Raw genomic sequence first — 20,961 nt, forward strand, 5'->3', positions numbered from 1 at the left:
TAGAAAGAATTAAAATGGTTTGTGGTGTTTGTGGAAAAGTTCTGTTGCCACATTTACAGCTTTGTGTCTGAAAGGATTTTTATGTTGTGGCCCACGTCGCCGCTTTCACAGGATTTTAATTTTTGCAGAAGATTCGCCGGAGTTTTAGTGGAGACAATGATGTTTCGCGCCACCAATGTAGCGGCGTTGTCGATCATATTGATCAGCGTCGGGCGGATAAAAGTGGCGGCATTGGACAGTACAAAAGCGCCCGCCCAGGAAGTTTCGCGTGCTCTGGAAATTGCAAAATCCAGTATCACGTTGTCCTGACCCTGCGAGATCTCATCAATCAGTTCAACAGGATAGCAAATCTTGCTCAGCGAATCCTGAACTTTCTGGTTGATGGATGCGATCACCTCATTGATTTTATTAAAATCATTTTTAAGCGGTGCGATCTTCCGGTACGGCATAATCGATGCGGCGGACACGCCAAGATCCAGATTAATATGGGCGTTGATTCCCAACAGAATGTGCTGCATGATGAGGAGATTCTTATTTTCTGCAGCTTCGAAGGCAGTAAACCAGGCATTGGTGCATTTGTGCCCGTTCCGGAAATTTTCAAATGCTTCCAGATAGCGTGTAGCGAAAGCAAGATCAAGCGTGATCATTCTTTTACCGTCTTCGAATTTTTTCTTTTTTACCGCATCTGAAACCGCAAGCGTCATGCTGCGGTAGGTGCATGCAAAGTAACCGAGCGGACTGTTTTCCCGGACCGACCAGGCGATGATCCCGTCCAGTTCCTGCACGACATCTTCAATTGAGTTAAGGGTTTTCATTTTTCTGTGTTTATGTAAAAGTAAAAGTAACTTTTTTAAACAAAAAAAATCACAGCGGAAATCTGTGATTTATAGTAATATAATAATGACTGATCTCCTTATGAATTCTGGATCCGCAGAAATTCTTTTGCAAGTTCGATCATCTTTGGATCGCCGGTGTATTTGCCATGTTCATCGGACAGTTTTACTGTGGGAATCCACTCGCCGTTAATGGCTTGTGCGCCTACAAGTTTCATCACAATGTTCATCGGCCTTAGCCCGACATCGTTAGTGAGATTGGTTCCGATCCCGAAAGAAATGCCGATCCGTCCTTTACATGCTCGTGTGATTTCTGCTACTTTTTCAAGATTTAATCCATCAGAAAAAATGATGTATTTGAAGAGTGGATCAATGCCGTTTTTTTCGTAGTGCGCGATTGTTTTATTGGCAAACTCAATCGGATCACCGCTGTCATGCCGCACGCCATCAAAAAGTTTTGCAAATTTTTTGTCGAACTGCTGAAAAAAAACTTCGGTGGTGTAAGTATCGGAAAGTGCAACGCCCAGATCGCCGCGGTATACATCTACCCAATGTTCGAGTGAAAGCGCGTTGGCCATTTTGAAACCATATTCTGCAGCATGGAACATAAACCATTCGTGCGCGTGCGTGCCGATCGGTTTAATGCCATATTTCATTGCAAAATGTACATTGGAGGAACCGGTGAATTTTTTTGTTTGGTTATGCTGTGTCAAGGCTTCGACCACCAAAGACTGTACTTTATAAGAATGCCTTCTGCGCGTGCCGAATTCTGCGAAGGTTACGCCGAGCTCATTAAGCTGATCCGCTTTTTCAAGGGTTTTTTCAATTACGCTTTCATTGGAATCCCGCTGCTGCGAAGTCATTTCGTAGTAAAGTTCAGAGATTAAAGCCAAAAGCGGAACTTCCCACAAAATGGTGCGGTACCATTCACCTTCAACAGTTACTTCCAGATCGGTGCCGGTTTGGGTAATCGTAACCTCCGACGGATCGTAATGGTAACCTCCCAAAAAATCCAGATAAGGAAGTTCAAGATAAGGACAGGTAATGCGCAGGTAATCTTTTTCCTCGCGCGTGAGTTTCAGTTCTGCCATTGCGTTTACAGCTTTCCGGAGTTCGGCTCCATAACCTTCGGGGAACTCATGTTTTCCGCGGTTGATGAAACTGTACTTTACTTTTTCATTGGGAAATAACTTTACCACGGCATTCTGCATGGTGATCTTATAAAAATCGTTATCGAGTATGGATTTTAAGCGGACTTCATTCATAAAAAACAAATATTTAACAAATGTAAAGCTTCAAAACAAAAATCGCCCGTCGGCAGGCGATTTTAATTTTGTTTTAAGAAGTTTTTTTATTTTCCGAGGAAGGAATTGTACATCCACACTTCTTTTTCCTGTTCTGTGATATAATCGCTCATCTGCGAATTGGTACCTTCGTCGCCGGCTTTTTCTGTGACCTCCAGCAGATCTCTCTGCAGGTCGATTACGGTTTTGAACGACGCCAAAATATTTTCTACCGCTTTGTCTGCATCAGAAACCTCTTTGCTTTCCGCTACTGTAGACTGCGTGAGATATTCTGAGTAATTGTGATTCGGCGTGTGGCCAAGCGTTAAGATCCTTTCCGCGATCTCATCGATCTTGATGAAAAGGTTATTATACAGTTCCTCAAACTTGGGATGCAACGTAAAGAATTTTTCTCCTTTGATGTTCCAGTGTGCGCCGCGCGTATTCTGGTAAAACAGAGAGTAATTGGCTAAAAGGATATTGAGTTTCGCAGAAATCTGTGCACAGTCGGTTTCGTTTAAACCAATAATTTTCGGATTGTTCATATCTTTTTTTTATTTTAAAGATAAGAAAATTAAAGCAGATTTCCAAACTGTTGCGTTTGTCAAACGGATGATTTCAGGAAGTGCTAGTGCTTCAGGAATTTAAAGGATTTAATTCCGTTATCGGTTTTTACGGAAATAATATAGGCTGCTGCGGGAAGATGGCTCACATCAACGGTAGTGGTTTTTGCGGTGATCAGAAGTTTACCGCTGATATCAAAAATAAATACTTTTTCAATATTGATTTTTGATGCTTTGATGTGAAGGAAATCCGTGGTTGGATTGGGATAAACCGCCAGGCCGCTGCTGATCTCTTCGGTGGCGAGATCCTTGACCAAAGTCACAGGTTCGCGGAAAAATGAAATTTCCATTAACTCATCAGGTAATTTTTCAAAATAATAGGCCTCACAGGTGTAATCCGCGAAATCTTCTTCGGTCACTTTGTTGATGGTGTAATTTTCTGTACTTACCGGTGTTATCTGATCCAGATTTTTAAACCAGGTAAACTGATACTCATTTCCTGAAAGCGCCTGAGGCAGGCTTGCAGAGGAACCAAGCGGCGCCGAGACTGTTTTTACTTCATCGTAGCGCTGCGGTGAATAGGTGAAGTCTGCGGCAACTTTTCCTTTTAAGATATAGTTCCGGATTTCCTGTTTCGTAAACCGGTTGTTCTCTAGGAAAGTTAAGGCCGGTAACGCGTCCGGCAGTGCGCCGGAAAGTTGATTTCCCGTGAGCGAGAGCATCTGCAGTTTATCGAGTTGCAGTAAAGTTTCCGGGAAAGTTCCGGTGATCAGATTTTTGTCTAGGTAAAGCTGTTCCAGATTTTTCAGCGCTAGTAGCGTACTGAAGCCTCCGCTGATTTTGTTATCCGATAAATTAAGGTGGATGAGATTGGTGAGTTGGCCGAGCTGTGCCGGAAAATCTTTGATCTGATTATCGGCGAGCGACAGCCATTCCAGATTTTTTAATGATGATAAAGGCGCAGCGTAATTGGGTGCAAATGCATTGTGACTTACATCAAGGGTAGTCAGTGAAGTCATGGTTGAGATTTCCGGTGGGATTCCGGTAAGTTGGTTTCCCGACAGGTAAAGTTCCTTTAATTTTATTAAAGCAGATAAATTCCGAAAATTCTGGGAAAGTGTATTGTTGCTTAAATCTAAAACTTCGAGCTGGGTGAGTGTGGCTATTTTTTGCGGTACGCTGCTCAAACCTGTATGCGAAAGGTCCAGCACAGTAAGTTTAGGAAAGTTCTGGATAAATGTTTCAATGTCACCAAAAGAAAAGCCATTGTTTCCCACAGAAATTTCGCGAAGATTTGAAAGCGGTAAAATTGCGGATGTAGGATCACCGGTAAACCTGTTATTGCTGATGTCGAGCCGCACCAGATTATTCAGCGACGAAAGTGTGGGAGCTACCTCGCCGGAAAGTTGGTTTGAACTCAGATCAAGCTTCTGAAGTTTCAGGAAAGTGGCAAGGTTTTGTGGAAAACTTCCTTTCAGAGCATTGCCGCGCAGGTTGATTTCGGTCACACTGCCGTTTTTCACTTTTACTCCGTACCAGTATTTAGGATCTTTATCGAAATCCCACTGTTGGCTCCAGTGTTCACCATCGGTTGTGGAATAAATGTTGACCAAAGCATTCCTCTCGGCAAATGAGATGCTGTACTGCTGTGAAAAATATAGTTGCGAAAAGAGCAGAAAAAATAGAATTTTCTTCACCGAACTGTGTTTTTTTTGGATGTACAAATATATATTAATTGTTGAAATATTGATAAATTAATAATTTGTCATCATAATAAATTGCACGGGATTACAAAGTTCTTTTCACACCGCTGAAATCCTTATATTTTTCAATAATTTTGGGCCACTTTATATGAGCACATGAAATTATCTTTTTACTGGTTTTTATTTTTCGCAGGCTTGCTGAGTATTGCTGTAATTCCTCCCTTTCTTCCTTATGGCGGAATTGGCGCTGATTCCATTTCCTACTTCCGGCAGGCATATTATCTGCCCTGTGATGTGCGCGACAGTCTTTTCCCACTGGGCTATCCTTTTGCTTTAAAGGTGTTTCACTTTGTGACCGATGATTATTACTGGTCCGCACGGCTGGTGAGTATTTCGCTTTATTCGCTGGTGGGTATTTTTTCCTGGTTAAAGAGGTTTCATTTCAAGGAAACAGTGATTCTTCTTTCGACTAAAATTTTCTTTTACAGCTTCTTTAATGCCATTTCTGAAGGGGTTTTTCTCACACTGATGTACTTTCTTTTTTATTATTTATATAATTTCTTCGAAGGTAAAAAAAGATCTTACCAATTTTATATTCCTGCTGCATTACTGGTAACACTTATGTTTTCGGTACGGTATTCCGGAGTTTACCTTCTTGTAGGAATGTCTTTTTTTTATCTTTTTTATTATTTTAAGAAGAGAAAGGAAATCCACTTTTTCAGAAATGATTTCTTTAAATTTTTACTTCTCTCTTCGGTCGGTATTGGGATTTATGTGCTTTTCAACTATTTTAGTTTTGGAGATTTTGCCGGAGAAAATTACCGTCACCGACCTTATTTAAATACCATTGGCGAAGATTTTTTCCGGAACATCATCAGTATTTTCAATTCCTTTAATCCCGTACTGGGGTTAAAGTTTAACGGACACAGTAATTTCATTTATCTTGCAGAATCTGTATTGTTTCTGATTAATCTTTTCTTTATTTATTTTGCCGTCAAAATATGGAGGAAACATTTTCAGAAAGAAGGGAGCGGGTTTCATCTTCTTCTGTTACTCACCGGCTTGGTATATACGGTATTTGTTTTCGCAACAGTATTTTTTCAGGGTATCGAGGAACTTAATATCCGGCTTTTGGCTGAAAGTTCATTTTGCTATTTCTTTTCGCTGGTCTTTATATGTTATAAGGAGAAAGTTTACGAAAGGCTGATTTTCCTGCTGGCCGTTTTCTCGCTAATCTTCAATTCGCTGTATGTAATCAAGATTCCGGAAAATTATCTGAAGCGCAAAGCCGCTTTGGAGAAGAATTATCCAAATCTGACGGGCAAAAAATATTTCTGTATCGACGATGCTGATGACAAAAGAATTGAATATTACAGGATACCACTCATTAATAAGGAAGTACAGTACGAACACCAGAATATGCAGGATGCTGCGGTAAACGGAGATATTATCATGATGCGCAGTCCTTATATATTATGGATATTAAAGGATACAGTAAAAAACAAATCAGAAGTCATTTACTCAAGTGAATTACGCTCAAAGTCCAGCAAATAGTTCATTAAAAAGAATGATATTCCGTAGTAAAGTACAAATAATGTGATCTGTATATTTGCAGGTTGAGAAATAATTCATACTTTTGCACCCTAAAATAAAAAGCAATAAATGCCTACTATTCAACAATTAGTAAGAAAAGGAAGAGCCACGCTTGCCAAGAAGAGCAAATCGGCTGCCCTTGATTCCTGTCCACAAAGACGAGGTGTATGTACAAGAGTATATACCACCACACCTAAGAAACCTAACTCTGCACTTAGAAAAGTGGCAAGGGTAAGACTTTCTAACGGTAAAGAAGTCAACGCCTATATCCCGGGCGAAGGACACAATCTTCAGGAGCACTCGATAGTATTGGTAAGAGGCGGAAGGGTGAAAGACCTACCGGGAGTACGTTATCACATTGTTCGTGGAGCTTTGGATACCGCAGGAGTAGCTGGGAGAACCCAGAGAAGATCTAAGTACGGAGCAAAAAGACCAAAACCAGGTCAGGCTGCCGCAGCACCTGCAAAAGGTAAAAAGAAGTAATCATTAATCAGTAAGAAACGAAACAATGAGAAAGACAAAAGCGAAAAAAAGACCGTTGTTACCGGATCCTAAATTTAATGATCAACTGGTAACGAGATTTGTAAACAACCTGATGCTTGATGGTAAAAAATCTATCGCATTCAAGATTTTCTATGATGCTTTGGATATCGTAGAAAGCAAAAAAGGTGAAAACGAGAAAACATCTTTGGAGATCTGGAAAGATGCCTTAACCAACGTAATGCCGCACGTAGAAGTACGTTCACGCAGAATCGGGGGTGCCAACTTCCAAATTCCTATGCCGATCAGAGCTGATAGAAAGATTTCTATGGCAATGAAATGGCTCATTAAATATTCTAAAGCAAGAAACGATAAATCGATGGCTCAGAAATTAGCCTCAGAAGTGATCGCTGCTGCTAAAGAAGAAGGTGCTGCGTACAAAAAGAAAACAGACACTCACAGAATGGCTGAAGCAAACAAAGCATTTTCACACTTTAAATTCTAATCTGAAATGGCAAGAGATCTTAAACTTACAAGAAACATTGGTATTGCTGCGCACATTGATGCCGGTAAAACCACCACGACAGAAAGAATTTTATTCTATTCCGGAAAAAATCACAAGATCGGTGAAACCCACGAAGGTGGTGCTACTACCGACTGGATGGAGCAGGAAGCTGAAAGAGGGATCACCATTACATCTGCAGCAGTAACTGTAGACTGGAAATTCCCGACTGAGCAGGGAAAAGCCCTTCCGGAAGCGAAAGATTATCACTTTAACATTATCGATACACCGGGACACGTTGACTTTACCGTAGAGGTAAACCGTTCACTTCGTGTGCTTGATGGTCTTGTATTCCTTTTCTCCGCAGTAGACGGAGTGGAGCCGCAATCTGAAACCAACTGGAGACTTGCCGACAACTACAAAGTTGCACGTATGGGCTTCGTAAACAAAATGGACCGACAGGGAGCTGACTTCCTGAACGTTTGTAAGCAGGTGAAAGAAATGCTTGGTTCCAATGCAGTGCCAATCGTATTGCCAATCGGCGACGAAGCTGACTTTAAAGGTGTGGTTGACCTGGTGAAAAACCGTGCGATTGTATGGCACGATGAAAACCACGGTTCAACATTTGATATTGTAGAAATCCCAGCTGAAATGGCTGACGATGTGAAGCAGTACAGAGCACAGCTTATCGAAGAAATTGCAGCGTATGACGAGGAACTTCTGGAGAAATTTATGGAAGACGAAAATTCCATTACAGAAGAAGAAGTACACACTGCACTTAGAGCGGCAACGCTTGACATGAGCATCATTCCAATGACTTGTGGTTCTTCGTTCAAAAACAAAGGAGTACAGTTCATGCTTGATGCTGTTTGTAGATACCTTCCTTCACCAATGGATAAGGAAGCGATCGACGGTACAGATCCAAGAACCGATGAACCTATCTCAAGAAAACCTTCAGTTACTGAACCTTTTGCGGCATTGGCCTTTAAAATTGCAACCGATCCTTTCGTAGGCAGACTTGCATTCTTCAGAGCTTATTCCGGTAGATTGGATGCAGGTTCTTATGTTTTGAACACAAGATCAAACAATAAAGAAAGAATTTCCCGTATCTTCCAGATGCACGCCAACAAGCAGGAGCCTATCGAATATATCGAAGCTGGTGATATCGGTGCAGCGGTTGGATTTAAATCCATCAAGACAGGTGATACACTTTGTGATGAGAAACATCCGATCGTACTGGAATCTATGGTATTCCCGGATCCTGTAATCGGTATCGCGGTAGAACCTAAGACTAAAGCTGACCAGGATAAAATGGGTAACGCTTTGGCAAAACTTGCTGAAGAAGATCCTACTTTCCAGGTTAAAACCGACGAAGCTTCAGGACAGACGATCATTTCCGGTATGGGTGAACTTCACCTCGACATTATTGTTGACCGTATGAGAAGAGAGTTCAAAGTAGAAGTTAACCAGGGACAGCCGCAGGTAGAATACAAAGAAAACCTTACAATGTCTGCCAACCACAGAGAAGTTTACAAAAAACAATCCGGTGGACGTGGTAAATTTGCTGATATCGTGTTTGAACTGGCTCCGGCTGATGACAACAAACCAGGTCTGGAATTCATCAATGAGATCAAAGGGGGTAACATTCCAAAAGAATTTATTCCTTCTGTTGAAAAAGGTTTCAAGGAAGCGATGAAAAACGGTCCTTTAGCTGGTTTCGAAATCGAAGGCATCAAAGTAACTTTGAAAGACGGATCTTTCCACCCTGTGGATTCTGATCAACTTTCCTTCGAGCTTGCTGCCAAAATGGGTTTCAAAGAAGCCGGTAGGAAAGCAAAACCTGTGATCATGGAACCAATCATGAAAATTGAAGTGGTAACTCCCGAAGAATACATGGGTGATATCGTAGGTGACCTTAACAAAAGAAGAGGTACTGTAAATGGTATGGATGACCGTAACAACGCGAAAGTAATCAGAGGATTCGTTCCGCTTTCCGAAATGTTCGGTTATGTAACAACGCTTAGAACCCTGTCTTCAGGTAGAGCTACATCTTCTATGGAATTCGAGAAATACGAAGCAGCACCAAGCAACGTGGCTGAAACCGTAATCGAAAAAGCAAGAGGTTAATATTTAAATTAGATCAAAATGTCACAACGAATCAGAATAAAATTAAAATCTTACGATTACAGTTTAGTAGACAAGTCTGCTGAGAAGATCGTAAAAACGGTAAAAGCAACCGGTGCCATTGTAAACGGCCCGATCCCTTTGCCTACCAACAAGAGAATCTTTACCGTACTAAGATCTCCGCACGTTAACAAAAAAGCAAGAGAACAGTTCCAGCTTTCCGCTCACAAGCGTTTGATGGATATCTATTCCTCTTCCTCCAAAACTGTAGACGCCCTGATGAAATTAGAGCTTCCTTCAGGAGTTGACGTAGAAATTAAAGTGTGATAAAGTCGGAAGACGCACGTTTTCCAAACACTTTGCTCATGATACCAAATCCCTTTTCGCAAGAAGAGGGATTTTTTTGTTTTCTTTTTTTTAGGAGCAGTTCAGTGGTCGCCCTTCCGGAGACTCCGCCCGCTTTCCGCCCTCGCTTTTTTTCGGCGGCAGCTGCCGCCGAAAAAAGAGCTCAAACAAGGCTTCAATCGGGGCTACAATTTAGGAACCATTTCCCCGGCAAGAAAAAATAGTCAGTGTTCAGGCCAAAGCCTACAAACCACAAAGTAAGCGCCAAAACATTGGTTGTAAAACTAACTTTTATGCAGTTTGACCGCTGTTGGTACGCTTTTTAATATATAAGAATTGCCTGTGAGTCCTTTCACATCGGCATGAAAATACTTTTATTTCAAAACCTTGTATCATGTCAAAACAGGAAAGTTCTTTTTTCGAAAAATTCGCAAACAGCGCAACCGCATTTACCGGCAGTTCCGCCGCATTTCTTATTGCTGCTGCTGTAGTGGTCATCTGGGCTGCGACCGGTCCGCTGTTCCATTATTCCGAGACCTGGCAGCTCATCATCAATACAGGAACTACGATCGTTACATTTCTTATGGTTTTTCTTATACAGAAAGCACAGAACAAAGACGGTATTGCCATACAGATCAAACTCAACGAACTGATAGCGGCGCACGAAAAAGCCAGCAACCGTATTGTCGATATCGAAGACCTCACCGAAAAGGAACTTGTAAAACTGCACCGTTATTACGAGAAACTTTCAGAACTCGCGCAGGAAGATCAGGACCTTCACGTCTCACATTCCATCGATGCTGCGGAAGATAACCAGGAACACAAACAGCGCAATACGCTCATCGAAAAAGAAATTGAAAAAGAAGAAAAGGATAAGTGACTGGAATTTAGTAATTTTGCACTGCATTCATGAAAAATATTTTCGTCATACTGTTAACTGTATTTTATTCCGCGACTTCATCGGGGATGGTTTGGCAGCTTCACCAGTGTTTTGACGAAGTTTTTGTTTCCGTGGGTGCGGAAGATGGTGCCTGCGGAATTTGCGGCACACAAAGTAAAAAGGACTGCTGCAAGTCTGAACTTACGCTTGTAAAAACAGACCTTTCGCAAATCGCGTCTCATTTCGTTTTCAAAACAATTGACCAACCGGCAATTCTGGCGCCGGAATTCGTGTATACATTCGCAGAAAATGTTAGAGAATCGAACAGCCATTTCATTCATATCAATGCGCCGCCGGACCTTTACAGGCCTGCGCTCTTCGTGATTCATTGTAATTACAGGATTTAAGATCGGTTCAATACCGGCTTTTTTAAGGAAGCCGGCAATTGCGGTTACAACCGTACCAATCTATAATTTAATCCTAAAACCTATTACAATGAAAAAATACTTTTTCACCTTCATAATTTCTTTGTGTGCATTCACCATCACAGCCGCACAACAGAAAGATGCTTCTGTCAGCGAAGTTTTCACAAAATATCTGAACCTTAAAAATGCCTTGGTTGCCGATAATGGTGACCGGGCGGCTAAAGCCGCGGATGAATTCATAAAATCTACCTCTATGGTCAGCTACCGAACTTTGTCCGAGGGAAATCTCGATCTTCTCCGTCAGGATGCCACGACCATAGCAGAAAGCCGAAGCATCGAAAAGCAACGCATTGCCTTTCAAAAACTATCTGAAAATATGGTCAGATTATCTCCAAAATTTAAACTTTCGGAAGACACTGTTTATGTTCAGTACTGCCCGATGGCAAAAGCACAATGGCTGAGTACAGAAAAAGCCGTTAAAAACCCGTATTATGGCAGCTCTATGCTGACCTGTGGCTCCGTAACGTCCGAAGTAAAGTAAAATTCTGCCGGTTTCGGTAGCCGTCGTTTCCACTGTGAAACACAAATGCTGCCGGCACATTTTAACCTCTTTAAAATTTAAAAAAATGAATTCTCATACGCACAAGCCAGATATGGAGCACAATCCGTACACACGTTTCCTGTTGATGTTGGCTGTTTCTTTCGTTGTTATGTACGCCGTAATGTATCTTAACACTTACCAGCCCGACCAGATTTATTTTAGTCTCACCCGTTTTTACATGACCTGCCTGATGATCTCGACCATGGCCGTGATCATGCTTCTTTTCATGAAAAAAATGTACGGAAGCAAACAAAACAACCGCCTGATTTTAGGCGGAAGCGCAGTCCTCTTTTTTGCTGCGCTGTTCCTGGTGCGCGCGCAGGTACCGATCAAGGATGTGCTGTGGATGCGTGCTATGATCCCACACCATTCCATCGCGATTTTAACCAGTGAGCGCGCCGATATTCAGGATCCGGAAGTACGCAAATTGGCCGATGATATTATTAAAGCACAAAAGAAAGAGATCGGACAGATGAAACAGCTTATCAAAAAACTTGAGAATGAAAAAAAATAAAAATATTCTGTTGCGGATCACTTTTGTTCTTGCTTTGTTGGTAAGCGTCACCGTGGCTGCACAGCATCACGGAAATCACCAAAGTGCAAATTCGCAGAGCGCGACAAAAGAACAGCGAACGGTGTCCTTCGGCGGGAAAACAGTACGTTACGACCTTTATGTAAAAGATACGCTCGTTAATTTCACCGGCAAATCGGCGCGCGCCATTGCAACCAACGGAAAACTTATGGCGCCGACCCTGTATTTTACAGAAGGTGATACCGCGGAAATTTATCTTCATAACCAACTCAAGGAAAATGCCGGTCTCCACTGGCATGGCGTTATACTTCCTAATGAAATGGATGGCGTACCTTACCTTACTACAAAGGAAGTGCGCCCGGGAGAAACACATTTATATAAATTCCGCGTTTCCCAAAACGGTACATATTGGTACCACTCGCACGAAGGTTTGCAAGAGCAGATCGGTATGAATGGAATGCTGGTTTTCCGTAAACGAGATACACAGCCTGAAGATAAAGTAGAAGCGGATATTCCTGTTTTGCTGGGCGAATGGACAGATGAAAATCCCAAAGAAGTAATGCGGCGCCTGCATATGGACCAAACCGACTGGTATAATATCCGCAAAGGAACGGTGCAGAGTTACAGCGAAGCCATAAAAGCGGGACATTTAAAAACCAAACTGATCAACGAATGGAAACGGATGGAAGCTATGGATGTAAGCGATGTGTATTATGACCGTTTTCTCATTAACGGTTCGCCTTCCTCAGTATTTCCTGATCTTAGACCCGGCGAAACAGCGCGGCTGCGTGTTGTAAATGGTGGTGCGTCTACGTATTTCTGGCTCAGCTGGGCGGGCGGAAAAATGAAAGTTGTCGCCAGTGACGGTAATAGTGTGGAACCTGTGGAAGTTGATAAACTCATCGTAGGGACTTCTGAAAGTTACGATATTGAAGTAACCCTGCCGGCTGATAAAAGCTATGAATTTCGCGCTACTTCAGAAGACCGCCAGGGTTACGCCTCACTGTGGCTGGGCGAGGGACCGAAGGTGGAAGCACCGGCTTTGCCTAAATTAATGCTTTTCGAAGGTATGAAAATGATGAACGGCATGATGAAAATGAGCGGCGACATGAAGCCTATGACTATGAAAATGAACAATCAGGTAATGGATATGAACGAAGTAATGTATCCGGAAATTCCGGAGGAGCAGCGCATGCAAACCATGAAACACATGGATGAAATGATGCAGCCCGCTTCGGAACAAAAAGGTCATACCAAAAAAAATCAATCTACAGCGCACAGCAATCACAGTGATCCTATGAAGATGGACCACAGCGCTCACCAATTGTCTGACGTTCGAGTTCCGGTGCGACTTAATTATAACATGCTGCAGTCGCCGTTTAAAACCATCCTGCCAGATGAGAAAGTTCGTGAACTCAATTTTACCCTGGAAGGAAATATGCGTAATTATCTGTGGACACTGGACAATAAAACGGTGAGCGAAACCGATAAAATTTTAATTAAAAAAGGAGAGGTTTTGCGGATTACCATGTACAACAATTCCATGATGCGCCACCCGATGCACCTGCATGGCCATGATTTTCGGGTGGTCAATGCGCACGGTGAATATGCACCGCTAAAAAATGTACTGGATGTGCTGCCAATGGAAACCAATACTATTGAGTTCCCGGCAAACCAGGATGGTGACTGGTTTTTCCACTGCCATATCCTGTATCACATGATGACAGGGATGGGCCGTGTTTTCACTTACGAAAATTCAGCACCCAATCCACAGATTCCCGATAAAGAGGCGGCTTACAGGAAATTCCTGAGTAAAAACCGGATGGTAAGCACTACGGCACTTGCCGACATTACCAGTAACAGATTGATGATCGAAAATATGACCATGTTTGGCAGCCGCTGGGTTTCAGCGCTGGATTTCCACAGCAATTACCGTTTCGACCATCTGGAAGGTAATGTAAAGGTTGGCCGTTACCTGGGGAAATTCCAGTGGGCAATGCCTTATGTGGGATTCAGAACGGCAAAGATCCACCGCAGCGGCAATTCCTGGTTTGGCCAGAGTATTAAGTCTTCTGCAGAAAATGTGGCGCTGGTCGGATTCCAGTATATCCTTCCTTTCCTGATCAGGGCAGATGCTAACGTAGACCACACCGGAAAAGTGCGCCTGGAACTGGGTCGGGAAGATATTGCCCTGTCGCCACGCTTGCGTGGAGCTTTTGCCGTGAATTCAGATCAAGAATTTGATTTAGGCTTACGGTATATTCTGGGAAGATATATTTCTGTTTCTACCAGTTACGACAGCGAATATGGCTTCGGTGCCGGCCTCAGGTTTACGTACTGATCACTTTTTGCACTTATTAGTAAACCAGCCCAATAACGCGTTGGTTTACTTTTATGCCGTGCAAATTACCTCAAACTGCATTAAATAACTGAGGTGGTGCGTTCAATTATTAGCGGAAATAATTAATATTGTATTGATTATTACTTCGTTAAAAATGAATATATTTTATGAAAAGATGTTTGTATTTGAGAGAGGGCGGGAATTATAGTTCAAGAGTTCGTTGTGAAGAAATATAAAAATATTCTAACGGGAAAAATTAATGTGTATCTTTGTATGGAAACACATATAAAATGTGAATGAAAAAATTTGAAGTAATATTTTGGAGCGATGCAAGAGAATTTTTACGCGAATTGGACTCGAAAAGTCGCGATAAAATAATTTTTAATATCGACAAAGCCGCAATAAAATCAGACAGCGAATTATTTAAAAAACTAAAAGGGGAAATTTGGGAATTCAGAACTTTATTTAATAAAACTCATTATCGAATTTTCGCATTTGGGGACAAAGACAACAAGCAGGAAACTCTGGTTTTAGCAACACACGGAATCATTAAGAAAACTGACAAAACACCTGAGAAAGAAATTGAAAAAGCGGAACAAATAAGGTTGAAATACTTCGAAATTAAAATGAAAAAAGATGAAGACAAAAAATAAAGAATTAGAAATGTTTAGTTTCGAACAAATAAAAGATGAATTTATTGGCGAACTCGGAACAGAAAGAAGAACGCGATACGAACAGGAATTACAGCTTGAAGTACTGGGCGAAATCATCAAGAAAGTTCGTCTTGAAAGGAATTTGACACAAGAAGAATTGGGGAAATTAATTGGTGTTCAACGTGCGCAAATTTCGAAGCTTGAAAACAATACAACCAACGTTACAATGGAAACAATTCTGAAAGTCTTTGGAGCTTTAAATGCAAAGGTGAACATCAACGTAGAACTGATGAACAACAAAATTCAAGTCGCAGGATAGAAAACTACTTTTGCCGACATCAGTTTGGCAATGTGGCGGTTAGTGTTCTTTAAAAGGCGTTTTTCAGTTCAGTTTTTCTGAAGAGTTCAAGTTTTATGCTTCTGTTTCCGCCGCGCGCTTGGAGCCAACAGGTTTTTTTTCAATATCTTAAATCTCCCGGTTATTCAGTCTCCCGGAATTTACCTTTTCATAAAATAGTCAAAGTAAGAGCAACTGCCTTTCAGCGCCTGCGCGGTTTGCGTTTGGCTGTAATTCTTTTTTAGCTCCGAGAAATAGGTACGGTATTTCTCATTTTCCACCGCAGCCATTTTTTTGTCGTATGCCTGTGATTTCTCTTCGTATTGCGGATCGTCATATCTTAACTGGACCGGATTTTTTGCTTCGTACTGATAGTATTTTCCCTGCTCCGCACTTGCCATCTGAAAAAGGAGCCGAGCTTTTTGTTCATGATCTTCACTTTCATCCAATGCTTTTTGATAATAACTGATGGCAACATCAAAATTATCGGGCTCCACAAAACTGCTTCGCGCAAAATCTTTAAAATAATAATTAAACTGCGGTTCTTCGTAATTATAGAAATGGTATTTTGGGCCGCCTTCATTATTGATGTCCATCACGAAAATTTCACGGAAATATCCCAGACTCGAGGTGTTGTACAAAAGATTACCGATCAGCTGATTTGCACGTGAGGCTTTTTGGCCGCTTCCCTGCGCGATTTTCTTTAACTCAATCAAAGCTGCACTTAACTCAAGCTTATTCATTTCATTTTTAATGAAAGGGAATTCGCTCAGATTTTCAGCTTTCATCGAAACATCCGGAGCGCTCTGGAAACTCTCCCAAGCATTATGACCGAAGATCAGAGAAGGAATATGGGAAAAACCGTTGTAAGCATTGCCGAAAGCAATTTTTGAAACTGTTGGCGCACCGTCTCCATTCCACGTATACTCGGTTCGCGGAATTCCTGAAAAATCCTTTGCCTGTGCATAGAAACTTTTTGCTTTCTCAAAATTGGCTTGCCGCATTTCACCGTCACCGTAAATCACGTTGAAGAAAGCCGGAATATTTCCAACATCATCTACACCCTTTGAAATGATCTTTTCTTCCAAAGCGGTTTTGTTCGGTTTCGTGGTAAAATCCTCCACGCTTTTTACAAGTTTGACATTAGGATTATACTGCAGATCCGAAAGTCGGTTGTTCATTAAAAAAGACTTTCCCTCCTCACCTTGCAAGAAATAGCGGTTTGCTAAAATATCGGTGATGAATTCCTGCGTTGACGGCTCATTAGCATCCTGATAAAAAGTTTCGGAATCATTCTTCGCAAACACAGACTCGAAAATTTTTGGATATTTCGTGAGCAGTTCATTTTCTACTTCCGGTGTTATGACCGGTGCGGAAACAATATCATTCAGCATTTTCATGCGGTCTATCTCGGCGATATACTCCGGATTATTTGTTTTGATCTGGGTTAATGTTTCTGTGCTTTTTTTGTAATCCTTTTGTAAAAATGAAAGATAAGCATCAGTGATCTGCCAGAATTCATCGGGTGACTTTTCTTTTATTTCTGAAGTGATCTTCTGGAATTCATCCAGGAAATTTTTCACCGGTTCATCCGACAGACTTTCATCTTTCGAATAAACAGGCAGGCGGTTCGGATTGTTTACCAAATCTTCTGTGCTCGGGAGATTATCTTTTTCAGGTGCAGCGCTTTCCTTCGAACCAAAGAGTTTAAGGAAGAAATTCTTCAGTTTTTGCCAAAAGCTCAGCGTACGCTCACCTTTTGTTTTTGTCTGTGTTGACGGCTTTGCTTTTATTACAGATGAATTGTCGCCGGCAGGCGCGCCTACATCAATCTGAAGATAATGCCTTTCGAGTTCGTTTACACTTCTGGCAGCGAGGACTTTCAGGATTTCCGACGTCGGATCTATTTCCAGCATCTTTTTCATCACAGGAATGGGATCGCTGTAATCATCGTAACCTAAAAGAAAATAGGCCATGTTTTTTTCTTTTGGCGTTTCCGCCCTTTCCAGCAAATGATCAAACGTCGCCGAATCCGACAGTTTCATCGAGACGAAAGCGCTTTCTTTACGGCTTTTGCTGTTCATGAAAACCTGGAAAAAATTCCAGTTGGCTTCGTCAGATTGCCTCAGACCGCGCTGTGCGCCCGCCAGCTGATCCAGTGCCAGAAAATACGGTGCGGATTTTATCTTTAAGGGTTCAACGTAATTTTTAAAAGCATTCACAGCTTCCGCGTAATTTCTGGTGTAGTGATTAAACCGCACAAGCTGATAACCGTAACGCAGTTTGATGTCGGGATTCTGCGTCGCGGCGTAAAGCGACTTAAGGGCGGCGACCGTTTTTCTGTAATCGAGATCGGTGGCATTTCTGTCGGCCTGGTCCGGTGTATAATAAAAGGAGTTCGGATTTTCAACAAAATTGATCCGCATATAAGGTTCCAGATATTTTGCCTCGATCAGATAATCGATTCCTTCTGCATGGTCCGTATAGCTGCCGGTCTTTTTTAATAAAAGGTTATTGGAATTTCCGTTTTTAAAGGCGTTCAGTTCGCCCGTGGGCAACTGCTCCACAAGTGTTTTGGTTTCTTTGTATGTCAGCGTATTACCGAAATACTTCTGCCAGTTTTCAATGTTTTCGTCAGGAATCTCAAAATGTTCGTGGCCGTAGAATCTGTTCGACAGCGTATGGAGAAAAGGCAGATAGGTTTTGTCCTTGATGATGCTCTGCGTGAAGAGATTAAAATATTCGTAATCGGGATCGTACCACGCACAGGCCTGCGTTTTCGAAATCATTAAAAATAAAACAGCAGCTGAAAGGAAGTATTTTTTCATAGCTAAAAGTTATAATGGTTTAGAAATCTACCGTCTAAGTGGTAATACACGATATTATAATTCCAGAGTTTGCCGCCTATAAACTGCTTGAGTTCACGGATCTGTGCGTTTGAGATTTCTTCTACTTTAATGGTGAAACCTTTGCTCAGATAACTGCCGAAATAGAAACCGTCTTTTAAAACTTCGGCTTTATTTTCGGAGATCATTTTAAAGTTGGGATTCTGCAGATCTTTTGTAGTCAGCGCATTGATCAGTTTGTGTTTGCCAACGTGGTTCGTAACGATTCCCCAGGAAAAGATCGGCACTGCAACATCGATGTCGAGCGGATATCTTTGGATATATCTCAGGTAATTTTTCAGCGTCGGCATATCGAGTATTGAATTCCGGTCTGTGTTTTCCAGCGGCGACGAGGTGGAGTAGCACATCAGGTACACTTTATCAACAGGTGGAACGCCGGAGAGTGTGCGGTCTTTTACCTGGTGAAGACGCAGCGGGCAGGTGATTTCTTTTTTTGAGTAATCTTTCAGTTTTTCCAGGAAAGCAAAATATTCTTTGTTGGTTCCGGCCGTCCAGTCGCAGTCGATCTGTATTTCCCCGGAAGGCTTAAAGCCAAAGTCTTTCTGTTTTTTTTGAATTAAGGTCGATACATTTTTTGCCAGAAAATCGATCTCCTTTAAAGTAATGTCGTAGAACAGGTCATTTTTAATGAATACCACAGGCACGATTTCTTTATCTGTTTGAAATGTATCATCTTTTGTAATGACAGCCACTGGCTGGAATTTCCCGTTTACTTTTTCAATATCGAAAAACCGCGTATATAAATATGGTGCGTCAGCCTCGGCTAAGGTTTTCTTTTCGTGTGCACTCATCGAAAGATTCGTACGCCAGTAATAAAAGGTATACGGATGCTGGTCCCATTTTTTACAGGAAAGCAGCATCAGAAGGAGAAGTGTGCAAATGAGGCGGTTCATACGTTAAAAGTATAAAATTGCGGCGAAAGTGAATTTTAACCCGCCCTGCGCTTTATGTAATCGTGCAAAAATGCGTGTGATTTTCTGTATGCAGCGATCCGGTCGCCGTTCCGGAACGATGACAAAATGAAAACGCATTTCTGTACTGTTTTTCTTAGCGGGGACAGAAATTCATTCTTTAATATATTGACGTTGATGGAGTAGGCCCGTAAAATTTACGAATTATTTTTATTTCAGCTATTGTCATATCAAAAAAACTTCATACATTTGCACACTCAATTTAGGGAAAAAGTATGCCTATTTCAAACGTAGAAATCACGACAGCCCTGAAATGATAAAGTGAATTTAAATAATATATATAAACAATGTCAGGTATTATTGGAAAAAAAATCGGGATGACTTCCCTGTTTAACGAAGAAGGAAAGAATATTCCTTGTACCGTTATTCAAGCAGGTCCTTGCTCGGTTTTACAGGTCAGAACCGTAGAAAAAGATGGGTACAAAGCTGCTCAGCTTGGTTTCGATGACAAGAGTGAAAAGAACGTTGGTAAAGCGTTAGCCGGCCATTTCAAAAAGGCAGGTTCAGCTCCAAAAGCTAAATTGGTAGAATTCTATCATGAATTCGTAGAGAAATTAAACGTTGGAGACGAAGTGAAAGTAAATTTATTTGCTGAAGGCGAATATGTAGATGTTACAGGAACTTCGAAAGGTAAAGGTTTCCAGGGTGTTGTGAAAAGACACAACTTCGCTGGGGTAATGCAGGCAACTCACGGACAGCACAACCGATTAAGAGCTCCGGGTTCTATTGGTGCAGGTTCCGATCCTTCCAGAGTATTCAAAGGAATGCGTATGGCTGGTAGAATGGGTGGCAAGCAGGTTACCGTATCAAACCTTGAAGTGTTAAAAGTAGATGAAGAACAAAATCTTTTAGTAGTAAAAGGTGCCGTTCCGGGAGCAAAAAATTCTTATGTAATTATCAGAAAATGGAACTAGTAGTATTTAATACATCAGGAGCTGAAACCGGAAGAAAAGTAACTCTGGACGAAGCAATCTTCGGAATCGAGCCTAACAAGCACGCGGTTTACTTAGAAGTAAAACAATATCTGGCAGCTCAGCGCCAGGGAACTCACTCATCAAAAGGCAGAAGCGAGATTGCAGGATCAACCAAAAAGTTGAAAAAGCAGAAAGGTTCGGGTTCTGCAAGATATGGTGATATCAAAAACCCGGTCTTCAGAGGTGGAGGTAGAATGTTCGGTCCAAAACCGAGAGACTACCGTTTCAAACTGAACAAGTCTTTGAAGAGACTGGCTAAAAAATCTGTGCTTTCTCAAAAAATGAGAGACAATTCTATTAAAGTTCTGGAGGCATTCAATTTTGATGCGCCGAAGACCAAAGAATTTATCAATTTGAACAACGCATTGGGTTTTGAAGGTAAAAAATCCCTTTACATCTTACCGGAAGCAAACAAGAACGTTTATTTGTCATCCAGAAACTTAGCGAAAACTAAGGTTTTGACTTACAACGAAATCAGTTCTTACGATTTGATTCATGCCGGTGAGATCGTATTTTTAGAAGGTGCTATCGAAAAATTCCAGGAAAATCTAAAGAAGTAAATCATGTCTATTATCATTAAACCCATCATCTCAGAAAAAGCCAACTACCTTACTGACCTAAGAGGTGCTTATTCTTTTTTGGTTAATCCAAAAGCGAATAAAATCCAGGTTAAGAAAGCAGTAGAAGAAGCTTATGGTGTAAAAGTAGCGGACGTAAGAACAATGATTTACGGACCTAAAGTTTCCTCGAAACACACCAAAAAAGGATTGCAGGTTGGGAAAACCAATAAGTTGAAAAAAGCAGTTGTTTCTCTTGCAGAAGGAGAAGTGATCGATATTTTTGCAACGAACTAAGAAACTCCGAAAGGATAACTTAAGTCTGTAATATAAATTAGAAATATTTATTAATTATAAA

21 protein-coding genes are annotated in these 20,961 nt (G+C 41.5%); 15 read left to right on the forward strand and 6 right to left on the reverse strand.

Features of this window, described 5'->3' with window-relative positions; translation table 11 throughout:
* Positions 1-53: 53 nt before the first annotated feature.
* From H562_RS0105605 to H562_RS0105620, 4 genes are all read right to left on the reverse strand, one after another.
* Positions 54-815 (reverse strand): DUF5995 family protein, encoded by a 762-nt coding sequence (locus H562_RS0105605; protein ID WP_027376599.1) that lies wholly within the window; start codon positions 813-815, stop codon positions 54-56.
* A 98-nt stretch (positions 816-913) separates the two neighbouring features.
* Complete coding sequence (pncB, locus tag H562_RS0105610; protein ID WP_027376600.1) at positions 914-2,098, reverse strand: nicotinate phosphoribosyltransferase; 1,185 nt, start codon at positions 2,096-2,098, stop codon at positions 914-916.
* Between the two features lie 86 nt (positions 2,099-2,184).
* Complete coding sequence (locus H562_RS0105615) at positions 2,185-2,661, reverse strand: Dps family protein (RefSeq protein ID WP_027376601.1); 477 nt, start codon at positions 2,659-2,661, stop codon at positions 2,185-2,187.
* A gap of 83 nt (positions 2,662-2,744) precedes the next feature.
* A complete protein-coding gene (locus H562_RS0105620) occupies positions 2,745-4,376 on the reverse strand; it encodes a leucine-rich repeat domain-containing protein (protein WP_156831968.1) in 1,632 nt (543 codons plus the stop codon).
* Between the two features lie 162 nt (positions 4,377-4,538).
* Between H562_RS0105620 and H562_RS0105625 the strand changes: the two genes are divergently transcribed.
* The 12 genes from H562_RS0105625 to H562_RS0105685 all read left to right on the forward strand — a co-directional run bounded on the left by H562_RS0105625 (position 4,539) and on the right by H562_RS0105685 (position 15,177).
* On the forward strand, positions 4,539-5,936 hold the full coding sequence (locus H562_RS0105625; RefSeq protein WP_027376603.1) for a glycosyltransferase family protein: 1,398 nt from the start codon (positions 4,539-4,541) through the stop codon (positions 5,934-5,936).
* A 108-nt stretch (positions 5,937-6,044) separates the two neighbouring features.
* On the forward strand, positions 6,045-6,458 hold the full coding sequence (gene rpsL / locus H562_RS0105630) for a 30S ribosomal protein S12 (RefSeq protein ID WP_027376604.1): 414 nt from the start codon (positions 6,045-6,047) through the stop codon (positions 6,456-6,458).
* Between the two features lie 25 nt (positions 6,459-6,483).
* Complete coding sequence (rpsG, locus tag H562_RS0105635) at positions 6,484-6,960, forward strand: 30S ribosomal protein S7 (RefSeq protein WP_027376605.1); 477 nt, start codon at positions 6,484-6,486, stop codon at positions 6,958-6,960.
* 6 nt (positions 6,961-6,966) lie between these two features.
* Complete coding sequence (gene fusA / locus H562_RS0105640) at positions 6,967-9,084, forward strand: elongation factor G (RefSeq protein WP_027376606.1); 2,118 nt, start codon at positions 6,967-6,969, stop codon at positions 9,082-9,084.
* 18 nt (positions 9,085-9,102) lie between these two features.
* Positions 9,103-9,408 carry a 30S ribosomal protein S10 gene (rpsJ, locus tag H562_RS0105645; RefSeq protein ID WP_027376607.1) on the forward strand — a complete coding sequence of 102 codons (306 nt, stop codon included), beginning with the start codon at positions 9,103-9,105 and terminating at the stop codon, positions 9,406-9,408.
* 412 nt (positions 9,409-9,820) lie between these two features.
* Positions 9,821-10,306 (forward strand): low affinity iron permease family protein, encoded by a 486-nt coding sequence (locus tag H562_RS0105655; RefSeq protein WP_027376609.1) that lies wholly within the window; start codon positions 9,821-9,823, stop codon positions 10,304-10,306.
* A 29-nt stretch (positions 10,307-10,335) separates the two neighbouring features.
* On the forward strand, positions 10,336-10,713 hold the full coding sequence (locus H562_RS0105660) for an HYC_CC_PP family protein (RefSeq protein WP_027376610.1): 378 nt from the start codon (positions 10,336-10,338) through the stop codon (positions 10,711-10,713).
* An 88-nt stretch (positions 10,714-10,801) separates the two neighbouring features.
* The gene (locus tag H562_RS0105665; protein ID WP_027376611.1) at positions 10,802-11,272 is read left to right on the forward strand and encodes a DUF3347 domain-containing protein; all 471 of its coding nucleotides are present in this window, start codon (positions 10,802-10,804) and stop codon (positions 11,270-11,272) included.
* Positions 11,273-11,357: 85 nt separating this feature from the next.
* A complete protein-coding gene (locus H562_RS0105670; RefSeq protein WP_027376612.1) occupies positions 11,358-11,846 on the forward strand; it encodes a DUF305 domain-containing protein in 489 nt (162 codons plus the stop codon).
* The gene (locus H562_RS0105675) at positions 11,833-14,205 is read left to right on the forward strand and encodes a multicopper oxidase domain-containing protein (RefSeq protein WP_027376613.1); all 2,373 of its coding nucleotides are present in this window, start codon (positions 11,833-11,835) and stop codon (positions 14,203-14,205) included. The genes H562_RS0105670 and H562_RS0105675 overlap by 14 nt, the downstream gene beginning before the upstream one ends.
* A gap of 296 nt (positions 14,206-14,501) precedes the next feature.
* Positions 14,502-14,858 (forward strand): type II toxin-antitoxin system RelE/ParE family toxin, encoded by a 357-nt coding sequence (locus tag H562_RS0105680; RefSeq protein ID WP_027376614.1) that lies wholly within the window; start codon positions 14,502-14,504, stop codon positions 14,856-14,858.
* Positions 14,842-15,177 (forward strand): helix-turn-helix domain-containing protein, encoded by a 336-nt coding sequence (locus H562_RS0105685; RefSeq protein WP_027376615.1) that lies wholly within the window; start codon positions 14,842-14,844, stop codon positions 15,175-15,177. The genes H562_RS0105680 and H562_RS0105685 overlap by 17 nt, the downstream gene beginning before the upstream one ends.
* Before the next feature lie 179 nt (positions 15,178-15,356).
* Here H562_RS0105685 and H562_RS0105690 read toward each other — a convergent pair whose 3' ends face one another.
* Both H562_RS0105690 and H562_RS0105695 read right to left on the reverse strand, forming a co-directional pair.
* On the reverse strand, positions 15,357-18,023 hold the full coding sequence (locus tag H562_RS0105690; protein ID WP_027376616.1) for a hypothetical protein: 2,667 nt from the start codon (positions 18,021-18,023) through the stop codon (positions 15,357-15,359).
* Between the two features lie 2 nt (positions 18,024-18,025).
* The gene (locus tag H562_RS0105695; RefSeq protein WP_027376617.1) at positions 18,026-18,994 is read right to left on the reverse strand and encodes a hypothetical protein; all 969 of its coding nucleotides are present in this window, start codon (positions 18,992-18,994) and stop codon (positions 18,026-18,028) included.
* Positions 18,995-19,359: 365 nt separating this feature from the next.
* On the opposite strand from H562_RS0105695, the gene rplC reads away from it, so the two are divergent.
* Genes rplC through rplW form a run of 3 tightly spaced genes read left to right on the forward strand, consistent with a single transcriptional unit; the run spans position 19,360 to position 20,900 of the window.
* Entirely contained in the window at positions 19,360-19,986 is a 627-nt protein-coding gene (gene rplC / locus H562_RS0105700; RefSeq protein WP_027376618.1) for a 50S ribosomal protein L3, read from the forward strand.
* Positions 19,977-20,606 carry a 50S ribosomal protein L4 gene (gene rplD, locus H562_RS0105705; protein WP_027376619.1) on the forward strand — a complete coding sequence of 210 codons (630 nt, stop codon included), beginning with the start codon at positions 19,977-19,979 and terminating at the stop codon, positions 20,604-20,606. Before rplC ends, rplD begins: the two co-directional genes overlap by 10 nt.
* Before the next feature lie 3 nt (positions 20,607-20,609).
* On the forward strand, positions 20,610-20,900 hold the full coding sequence (rplW, locus tag H562_RS0105710; protein ID WP_027376620.1) for a 50S ribosomal protein L23: 291 nt from the start codon (positions 20,610-20,612) through the stop codon (positions 20,898-20,900).
* Positions 20,901-20,961: the final 61 nt, after the last annotated feature.

The sequence above is a fragment of the Kaistella palustris DSM 21579 genome (genome assembly GCF_000422265.1).
GTDB lineage: Bacteria > Bacteroidota > Bacteroidia > Flavobacteriales > Weeksellaceae > Kaistella > Kaistella palustris.

Excerpts from the sequence above, each read along its gene's own strand:
- H562_RS0105605 (WP_027376599.1), bottom strand. The coding sequence starts at position 815 with ATGAAAACCCTTAACTCAATTGAAGATGTCGTGCAGGAACTGGACGGG.
- pncB (WP_027376600.1), bottom strand. The coding sequence starts at position 2,098 with ATGAATGAAGTCCGCTTAAAATCCATACTCGATAACGATTTTTATAAG.
- H562_RS0105615 (WP_027376601.1), bottom strand. The coding sequence starts at position 2,661 with ATGAACAATCCGAAAATTATTGGTTTAAACGAAACCGACTGTGCACAG.
- H562_RS0105625 (WP_027376603.1), top strand. The coding sequence starts at position 4,539 with ATGAAATTATCTTTTTACTGGTTTTTATTTTTCGCAGGCTTGCTGAGT.
- rpsL (WP_027376604.1), top strand. The coding sequence starts at position 6,045 with ATGCCTACTATTCAACAATTAGTAAGAAAAGGAAGAGCCACGCTTGCC.
- rpsG (WP_027376605.1), top strand. The coding sequence starts at position 6,484 with ATGAGAAAGACAAAAGCGAAAAAAAGACCGTTGTTACCGGATCCTAAA.
- fusA (WP_027376606.1), top strand. The coding sequence starts at position 6,967 with ATGGCAAGAGATCTTAAACTTACAAGAAACATTGGTATTGCTGCGCAC.
- rpsJ (WP_027376607.1), top strand. The coding sequence starts at position 9,103 with ATGTCACAACGAATCAGAATAAAATTAAAATCTTACGATTACAGTTTA.
- H562_RS0105655 (WP_027376609.1), top strand. The coding sequence starts at position 9,821 with ATGTCAAAACAGGAAAGTTCTTTTTTCGAAAAATTCGCAAACAGCGCA.
- H562_RS0105660 (WP_027376610.1), top strand. The coding sequence starts at position 10,336 with ATGAAAAATATTTTCGTCATACTGTTAACTGTATTTTATTCCGCGACT.
- H562_RS0105665 (WP_027376611.1), top strand. The coding sequence starts at position 10,802 with ATGAAAAAATACTTTTTCACCTTCATAATTTCTTTGTGTGCATTCACC.
- H562_RS0105670 (WP_027376612.1), top strand. The coding sequence starts at position 11,358 with ATGAATTCTCATACGCACAAGCCAGATATGGAGCACAATCCGTACACA.
- H562_RS0105675 (WP_027376613.1), top strand. The coding sequence starts at position 11,833 with ATGAAAAAAAATAAAAATATTCTGTTGCGGATCACTTTTGTTCTTGCT.
- H562_RS0105680 (WP_027376614.1), top strand. The coding sequence starts at position 14,502 with ATGAAAAAATTTGAAGTAATATTTTGGAGCGATGCAAGAGAATTTTTA.
- H562_RS0105685 (WP_027376615.1), top strand. The coding sequence starts at position 14,842 with ATGAAGACAAAAAATAAAGAATTAGAAATGTTTAGTTTCGAACAAATA.
- H562_RS0105690 (WP_027376616.1), bottom strand. The coding sequence starts at position 18,023 with ATGAAAAAATACTTCCTTTCAGCTGCTGTTTTATTTTTAATGATTTCG.
- H562_RS0105695 (WP_027376617.1), bottom strand. The coding sequence starts at position 18,994 with ATGAACCGCCTCATTTGCACACTTCTCCTTCTGATGCTGCTTTCCTGT.
- rplC (WP_027376618.1), top strand. The coding sequence starts at position 19,360 with ATGTCAGGTATTATTGGAAAAAAAATCGGGATGACTTCCCTGTTTAAC.
- rplD (WP_027376619.1), top strand. The coding sequence starts at position 19,977 with ATGGAACTAGTAGTATTTAATACATCAGGAGCTGAAACCGGAAGAAAA.
- rplW (WP_027376620.1), top strand. The coding sequence starts at position 20,610 with ATGTCTATTATCATTAAACCCATCATCTCAGAAAAAGCCAACTACCTT.